We start from the raw sequence: 6,281 nt of genomic DNA, 5'->3' as shown, positions 1-6,281 counted from the left end.
CACCTCAATTTCCCTGTCAACCCCATGATGCAATTTTTTTCTCCAACGTGACAGATCAGCTGGCGACTGGGGCTGACAATCAAAGTGCGCCCTACTCCATCAAACCAGCCGAACCTTGGCGAAACGGCGCTTGCCAACCTGATAAATATGTTCGGCGCCGACCGCACAGATCTGCTGTGCATCCTCGACGCGCTCGCCGTCGATGCGCACAGCCCCCTGGCGTACCATTCGGATAGCCTCGGAGGTGCTGGCCACGAGTCCGGCTTCCTTGAGCAGGTTGGCGAGCAGCAGTCCGGCGCTATCGGAACAGGCCAGTTCGATAAAGGGCATGTCGTCCGGCATGGCGCCCTTCTGAAACCGGGCCACGAAGGCTTCCTGCGCCTTGCGCGCCTGCTCGGCGCCGTGGAAACGGGTCACCAGCTCCAAGCCGAGCTCGAATTTGATATCGCGCGGATTGGCGCCTTCACTCACCGCGCGACGCCAGGCCTCGATCTCCGACAGCTCGCGGAAACTGAGCAGCTCAAAGTAACGCCACATCAGATCGTCCGAGATCGACATCAGCTTGCCGAACATCTCCTCGGGCGCATCGGCGATGCCGATATAGTTGCCGAGCGACTTCGACATCTTCTGCACCCCATCCAGACCTTCGAGGATCGGCAGGGTGATGACGACCTGCGGTTCCTGACCATAGGCTTCCTGGAGCTGACGGCCCATGAGCAGGTTGAACTTCTGATCGGTTCCGCCCAACTCGATGTCGGCGCGCAGGGCCACCGAGTCGTAGCCCTGGATGAGCGGATAGAGGAATTCGTGAATGGCGATCGGCTGACCGGCCTTGTAGCGCTTGGAGAAGTCGTCGCGCTCAAGCATGCGCGCGACCGTCTGGCGCGCGGCCAGTTGAACCAAACCGGCCGTCCCGAGGTCATCGAGCCAGTGGGAGTTGAAGAGGATCTGGGTCTTGTCCGGATCGAGGATGCGGAACACCTGATCCTTATAGGTCTGGGCGTTCTGTTGGATCTCTTCGCGCGACAGGGGTTTGCGCGTCACGCTTTTGCCTGTGGGATCGCCGATCATGCCGGTGAAGTCGCCGATCAGGAACAAAATCTCGTGCCCAAGCTCCTGGAACTGGCGCAGCTTGTTGATGAGCACTGTGTGACCGAGGTGCAGATCCGGCGCGGTCGGATCAAAACCGGCCTTGATACGCAGTGGTCGCCCCTGCTCCAGCTTCTTGCGCAGGGCGTCTTGCAGCAGGATTTCTTCGGTGCCGCGCTGAATGAGCGCGAGTGATCGCTCGACAGATTCCATGGTGGCTGTATTGGTCCGCATGTTCAGGGAAGCGCCTCTGGGCGCAAAGAGCGGGAGGTTACGACGCGCGTCAAGCCTAGACAAGCCGCACGCGGCCGGCCCGAGCATTCAGCCGGGGGAACCTTGTTCGATCGGGGCCTTTGCGACTACACTAGCCAAAACGCGAAAACATCGCGTTATTTCTTGAAATATTGCAGATTTTCGATGATGCGTGACTACAAATTCAAACGCACCGAATGGACTCCGCGCCGTAAGCGTCGATTCGGCTTGGGGATGTTCCTGCGGATTCTGGCGCTGCTGGCGGTGGCTGGAGCGGGTTACGCCATCTTCGACTATTTTGCCAATCGACCAAGCCAAGCCAATCAGGGCACGCATCTGCCCTCGCACATCATCCCACTCCAGCTTCCGCCTCAATCCAACTGAGGTGCGCTCGGACGCGGGCTATCGCTGAATCCGCCCACGTCCGAGTTCGTGATCTCGGAGCCGGTCTGGCGCCGATCAGGCCGAGAACGAGGAACCGCAACCGCAGGTCGTCGTCGCGTTCGGATTGCGAATGACGAACTGCGCGCCTTGCAACCCTTCCGTATAGTCGATCTCGGCGCCCATCAGATATTGCAGGCTCATGGGATCGACGAGCAGCTTGACCCCATCGGTCACAACCTCGGTATCCCCGTCCTGCACGTCCTCGTCGAAGGTGAAGCCGTACTGGAATCCGGAGCAGCCCCCACCCTGGATGTAGACGCGCAACATGAGTCCAGGATTGCCCTCGTCGCGGATGAGCTCAGCGACCTTGGAGGCGGCGGACGTGGTAAAGACGAGTGGGGCTTCGAGATCGGCTTCGGCGTTCATCGGTTTCTCCGCAAGAACCCAGCCCTTTCGGACTCGGGTCAAAGACAGGACCGGGCGCCGAGTGACGCTGGCGCCCGGTAGCGACTGAATCTGGGTTTCCTTGGCCTCGAATCCCAAACAGACTCGAATCCGACCAAGACAAAACTGTTCAGGGACGAGACATGCGTCTGCTGCGGGCGATGTTCAAGCCGGGCGGGACGATCACGCCTCAAGGCAACATGGCCAGGGCTTCCAGACCGAGCGTCTCGTCGAATCCGAACATGAGGTTCATGTTCTGCACCGCCTGCCCGGCCGCGCCCTTGACCAGATTGTCGATCACCGACTGCACGATGACGATGTCGCCCTGACGCGCCACAGCGATTCGGCAGTCATTGGAGCCGCGCACCGAGCGGGTGTCCGGGCTGCCGCTCACCATGAAATCGACGAAGGGTTCGCCGGCATAGCGCGACTGGTACAGGGCGGCGAGATCCAGGCTGTCATCGGTCAGGCGAGCGTAGAGCGTGGCCTCGATGCCGCGAATCATGGGCACCAGATGCGGCACGAAGGTCAGGCCGACCTCGATCCCGGCGAAGGTCTGGAGATTCTGGGTGATCTCGGGCAGATGACGATGGCCGCTCACCGAATAGGCTTTGAAGCTTTCGCCGACTTCGGCCATCAGCAGATTGGTCTCGGCCTTGCGACCGGCACCGCTCACGCCCGACTTGGCATCGGCGATCAGCCAGGACGGATCGATCGCGCGCTGTTCGAGCAGCGGCAGAAAACCCAGGGTCACAGCCGTGGGATAGCAGCCGGGATTGGCGATCAACCGTGCATTACGAATCGCGTCACGATTGACTTCGGGCAAGCCGTAGACGGTCTCGGCGAGCAAATCCGGGCACTGATGCGGCATCCCGTACCAGCGCTCCCAGAGTGCGGGATCTTTCAGGCGGAAATCGGCGGCCAGATCGATGACGCGCGTGCCGCGTTCGAGCAGCTCGGGCACGGACTTCATCGCCGTGCCGTTGGGCGTGGCGAAGAAGACCAGATCGCACTCGGCCAGAGCGCCGGTATCCGGCTCGCTGAAGCACAGATCCAGCCGACCGCGCAGATGCGGGAACATCTCGGCCACCGGCAGACCGGATTCACTGCGCGAGGTGATGACGGCAGGTGTAGCCTGAGGATGACGTGCCAGCAGACGCAGCAGCTCGGCTCCGGTGTAGCCCGTGCCGCCGACGATTCCGACTCGGATCATGCGCGAAGGACTCCGCTGTCGATCAGGAGCAACCGCCGCCCGAGGACGAGCCGCAACTGCCGCAGCCGCCGCCCATCTGGGGCAGGTTGTTGAAGATGAAGGTGGCGTTGCCGTCGCCCTGATCGACGAAATCGATCTCGACGCCGCGCAGATATTCGAGCGTGCCGTCGTCGACGACGACCTTGAAGCCGTCGAAGGACAGAACGCCGTCGTCCTCGTTGATGACGTCGGTGAAGGTCATGCCGAAGCTGACGCCACTACAGCCGCCGGCAGTGGCGAAGACGCGCACGCCCTGCACGCTGTCGTCGACCTGCTGGAACAGATCGCTCATCTTGGCCTGAGCCGGCCCGGTCAGTGTCAGGTCCGCTTCGGTGATCGCCAGGGACATGGGTGGAATCCTCTCGAAAACTCGAAAATACGTGCATATCACGCAAAAAATCAGCGCGGGAGCGTAGCAGAAAGCCGACTGGGAATGCCAGCGTAAAATGCACGGTATTAGAGATCGAGCCGTGATTGTGATTGGAGCATGGCCAGATGGCGTTCGGCATCGACCAAGTGCTGTCCCCAATGCTGCCTGTAGCCCAACGCCCAGGCCGTGACCGCACGGTCCGGGTCCAACTCGAAGAGCGTCAGACCCTGCTTGAGCTCGCAATAGATGTCGGTGAGATCGTCGGCGAGGCTGCCGGTCATGGCGGTCATGCCGTCGGCCACCGAGTCGAATTCGAGCCAGTAGGGGTCGCAGTCGGCCAGCAGGTCGCGTAGTTGGCTGAAGAGCTCGAAACGCGCGTCCAGATCGACAGGCTCCGGCCGATCGCCGGGCGGCGGCTTCGCGGTGACGAGCGAGCTGACGCCGGCATGTAGTCGCGGCAGCAACTCGGCGATCCGCGCCAGCCAGACACCGCGCTTCGTCGCGCGTGTCTCGATGAGTTCGCAATAACGCCTGGCGAGTCTGGCCAGATCATGGTCGAGGCCAGTCTCCAGAACCCGAGTGGGAGATGTGATGGCGTCCATGCCAAGGAGTGTAGTCGAGAAAAAACGACTTGACCGGCGTGGTCTCCAAGCTCGCCATGCCATGGCCCCGTGCCGTCGTCACCGTCGAGTCGGCTCAGAGCCTGACCATCTCGAAATCGTCCTTGCCGACGCCGCATTCGGGACACTTCCAGTCAGATGGGACGTCTTCCCATTTGGTGCCGGGCGCGATACCGTCATCCGGCCAGCCCTGGGCTTCATCGTAGATCAGCCCGCAAACGAGACATTGATAGGTATTCATGTACGGTTACAGCTTCCTGAGTCTGGGTAAATTCGGCGCCTGCCCGACCGATAGGCCGGCGAAGCGCCCGATGATCTGGCGGACAGAATCGGGGCATGGCCGAGCAGTTCAAGCGACGGCGGATGCCTGGGGTACGCCATGACGGAGACCCAACGACCCGATCGACCGCTGGTGCTCTGCATCGGCGGGCATGATCCGAGCGGCGGGGCCGGCATCCTCGCCGATGCCGAGGCGGTGCAGGCAGCGCGCGCTTTTCCGCTGACCGTGATCACGGCGCTGACCGAGCAGGATACCTGCGGGCTGGCTCGGCTCCATCCGCAACCGCCGGAGCAGATCGAGGCGCACTGCCGACGCCTGCTGAGCGACAGTCCGCCCAGCGCGCTCAAGATCGGTCTGATCGGCGGCGCCGACATCGCCCGGATGCTGGCCCGATTCATCGACACGCTCGCAACGGCTGAGCGTGCGCGCGTTCCGGTCGTACTGGATACGGTACTGGCGACAGGTGCCGGCCAGTCGGTCGCCGATGCCGCGTTGCGCGAGGCCGTGCGTGAGGCGCTCATTCCGCATTGCACGCTGGTCACGCCCAATCTGCCCGAGGCGCGCGCCCTGACCGGCGCCGATGCGCCCGAAGACTGTGCCGAGCGTCTGCTCGCGGCCGGCGCGCCCTGGGTACTGATCACCGGCACCCATGACGCGACCGAGGCTGTCACCAACCGGCTCTTCGGTTCGGACGGCGAGCGCCACGCCTGGGACTGGCCGCGTCTGCCCGGCGAGTACCACGGCTCGGGCTGTACCCTGGCCAGTGCCATCGCCGCGCGTCTGACGCATGGGATGACGCTGGTTCAGGCGGTCGAGTCGGCTCAGGCCTATACCTGGACGGCGCTCGAACGGGCCTTGCGCACGGGGCGCTGTCAACTGACGCCCAACCGGCTCTATAGCCAAGCGTCGGCCGATTGAACACACAGAATCAACACAATCGAAACAGTCGCATGTCGAACACATCTCTCCGAGGTCTTTATGCCATCACGCCCGATGCGCCGCTGACGATCGCGACGCTCGTCGATCAGGTCGATGCGGCCATCGCCGGCGGGGCGCGTGTGATCCAGTATCGCGACAAGACCCACGGGCGCGACGAGCGCCGCCTTCGCGCCGCCGCCCTGCTCGCCCGTTGCCGCGTCGCCGGCGTGCCGCTCATCGTCAATGACGATCTCGATCTGGCGGTCGAACTGGGAGCCGACGGCGTGCATCTCGGTCGCGACGACCCGGACCCGCGCGCCGCACGTGAACGGCTCGGCGAGACCGCCATCATCGGCGTCTCCTGCTACGACCAGCTCGCACTGGCCGAGGCCGCCGCAGCCGCCGGCGCGAGTTACGTCGCCTTCGGCAGCTTCTTCCCCTCGACGACCAAACCCAAGGCCGTGCGCCCCGATCCCGGCCTGCTGACCGAGGCCCGCCGGCGGGTCGCGTTGCCATTGGTTGCGATCGGCGGCATCACGCCACACAATGGCGGGTCTTTGATCGCGGCGGGGGCCGATATGCTCGCGGTCGTCACGGGCGTCTTCGCCCAAGCCGACATCACCGCCGCCGCCCGTGCCTATACCAACCTGTTTCCGAAGGAGACCCATTGAG

The 6,281-nt window shown here is 63.3% G+C and carries 9 protein-coding genes; 3 read left to right on the top strand and 6 right to left on the bottom strand.

Annotation, left to right across the window (positions count from 1 at the left end; genetic code table 11):
- Positions 1-99: 99 nt before the first annotated feature.
- Positions 100-1,302, bottom strand: coding sequence for a tyrosine--tRNA ligase (gene tyrS, locus HW932_RS19310; RefSeq protein WP_176978100.1), 1,203 nt, complete (start codon positions 1,300-1,302; stop codon positions 100-102).
- A 207-nt stretch (positions 1,303-1,509) separates the two neighbouring features.
- Here tyrS and HW932_RS19305 point away from each other — a divergent pair, with 207 nt between their 5' ends.
- A complete protein-coding gene (locus tag HW932_RS19305; RefSeq protein ID WP_176978098.1) occupies positions 1,510-1,725 on the top strand; it encodes a hypothetical protein in 216 nt (71 codons plus the stop codon).
- Between the two features lie 75 nt (positions 1,726-1,800).
- On the opposite strand, the gene erpA is transcribed toward HW932_RS19305, so the two are convergent.
- The 5 genes from erpA to HW932_RS19280 all read right to left on the bottom strand — a co-directional run bounded on the left by erpA (position 1,801) and on the right by HW932_RS19280 (position 4,652).
- Entirely contained in the window at positions 1,801-2,151 is a 351-nt protein-coding gene (erpA, locus tag HW932_RS19300; RefSeq protein WP_176978097.1) for an iron-sulfur cluster insertion protein ErpA, read from the bottom strand.
- 208 nt (positions 2,152-2,359) lie between these two features.
- Positions 2,360-3,382, bottom strand: a complete 1,023-nt coding sequence (argC, locus tag HW932_RS19295; RefSeq protein WP_176978096.1) for an N-acetyl-gamma-glutamyl-phosphate reductase — start codon at positions 3,380-3,382, stop codon at positions 2,360-2,362.
- 22 nt (positions 3,383-3,404) lie between these two features.
- Entirely contained in the window at positions 3,405-3,770 is a 366-nt protein-coding gene (locus tag HW932_RS19290; RefSeq protein WP_012969353.1) for a HesB/IscA family protein, read from the bottom strand.
- A gap of 107 nt (positions 3,771-3,877) precedes the next feature.
- A complete protein-coding gene (locus tag HW932_RS19285) occupies positions 3,878-4,393 on the bottom strand; it encodes a DUF5063 domain-containing protein (protein WP_176978095.1) in 516 nt (171 codons plus the stop codon).
- A gap of 94 nt (positions 4,394-4,487) precedes the next feature.
- Positions 4,488-4,652, bottom strand: a complete 165-nt coding sequence (locus HW932_RS19280; protein WP_012969351.1) for a rubredoxin — start codon at positions 4,650-4,652, stop codon at positions 4,488-4,490.
- A 138-nt stretch (positions 4,653-4,790) separates the two neighbouring features.
- Between HW932_RS19280 and thiD the strand changes: the two genes are divergently transcribed.
- Together thiD and thiE are read left to right on the top strand one after the other, a co-directional pair.
- A complete protein-coding gene (thiD, locus tag HW932_RS19275) occupies positions 4,791-5,609 on the top strand; it encodes a bifunctional hydroxymethylpyrimidine kinase/phosphomethylpyrimidine kinase (RefSeq protein WP_176978094.1) in 819 nt (272 codons plus the stop codon).
- 32 nt (positions 5,610-5,641) lie between these two features.
- Complete coding sequence (gene thiE, locus HW932_RS19270) at positions 5,642-6,280, top strand: thiamine phosphate synthase (protein WP_176978093.1); 639 nt, start codon at positions 5,642-5,644, stop codon at positions 6,278-6,280.
- Position 6,281 lies beyond the last annotated feature (1 nt).

It is taken from the genome of Allochromatium humboldtianum (assembly GCF_013385175.1).
Lineage (GTDB): Bacteria > Pseudomonadota > Gammaproteobacteria > Chromatiales > Chromatiaceae > Thermochromatium > Thermochromatium humboldtianum.
This window is presented reverse-complemented; position numbering and strand designations above follow the sequence as displayed.

What these genes read in the sequence shown, in the direction of transcription:
- tyrS (WP_176978100.1), bottom strand. Translation starts at nt 1,302, where the DNA reads ATGGAATCTGTCGAGCGATCACTCGCGCTCATTCAGCGCGGCACCGAA.
- HW932_RS19305 (WP_176978098.1), top strand. Translation starts at nt 1,510, where the DNA reads ATGCGTGACTACAAATTCAAACGCACCGAATGGACTCCGCGCCGTAAG.
- erpA (WP_176978097.1), bottom strand. Translation starts at nt 2,151, where the DNA reads ATGAACGCCGAAGCCGATCTCGAAGCCCCACTCGTCTTTACCACGTCC.
- argC (WP_176978096.1), bottom strand. Translation starts at nt 3,382, where the DNA reads ATGATCCGAGTCGGAATCGTCGGCGGCACGGGCTACACCGGAGCCGAG.
- HW932_RS19290 (WP_012969353.1), bottom strand. Translation starts at nt 3,770, where the DNA reads ATGTCCCTGGCGATCACCGAAGCGGACCTGACACTGACCGGGCCGGCT.
- HW932_RS19285 (WP_176978095.1), bottom strand. Translation starts at nt 4,393, where the DNA reads ATGGACGCCATCACATCTCCCACTCGGGTTCTGGAGACTGGCCTCGAC.
- HW932_RS19280 (WP_012969351.1), bottom strand. Translation starts at nt 4,652, where the DNA reads ATGAATACCTATCAATGTCTCGTTTGCGGGCTGATCTACGATGAAGCC.
- thiD (WP_176978094.1), top strand. Translation starts at nt 4,791, where the DNA reads ATGACGGAGACCCAACGACCCGATCGACCGCTGGTGCTCTGCATCGGC.
- thiE (WP_176978093.1), top strand. Translation starts at nt 5,642, where the DNA reads ATGTCGAACACATCTCTCCGAGGTCTTTATGCCATCACGCCCGATGCG.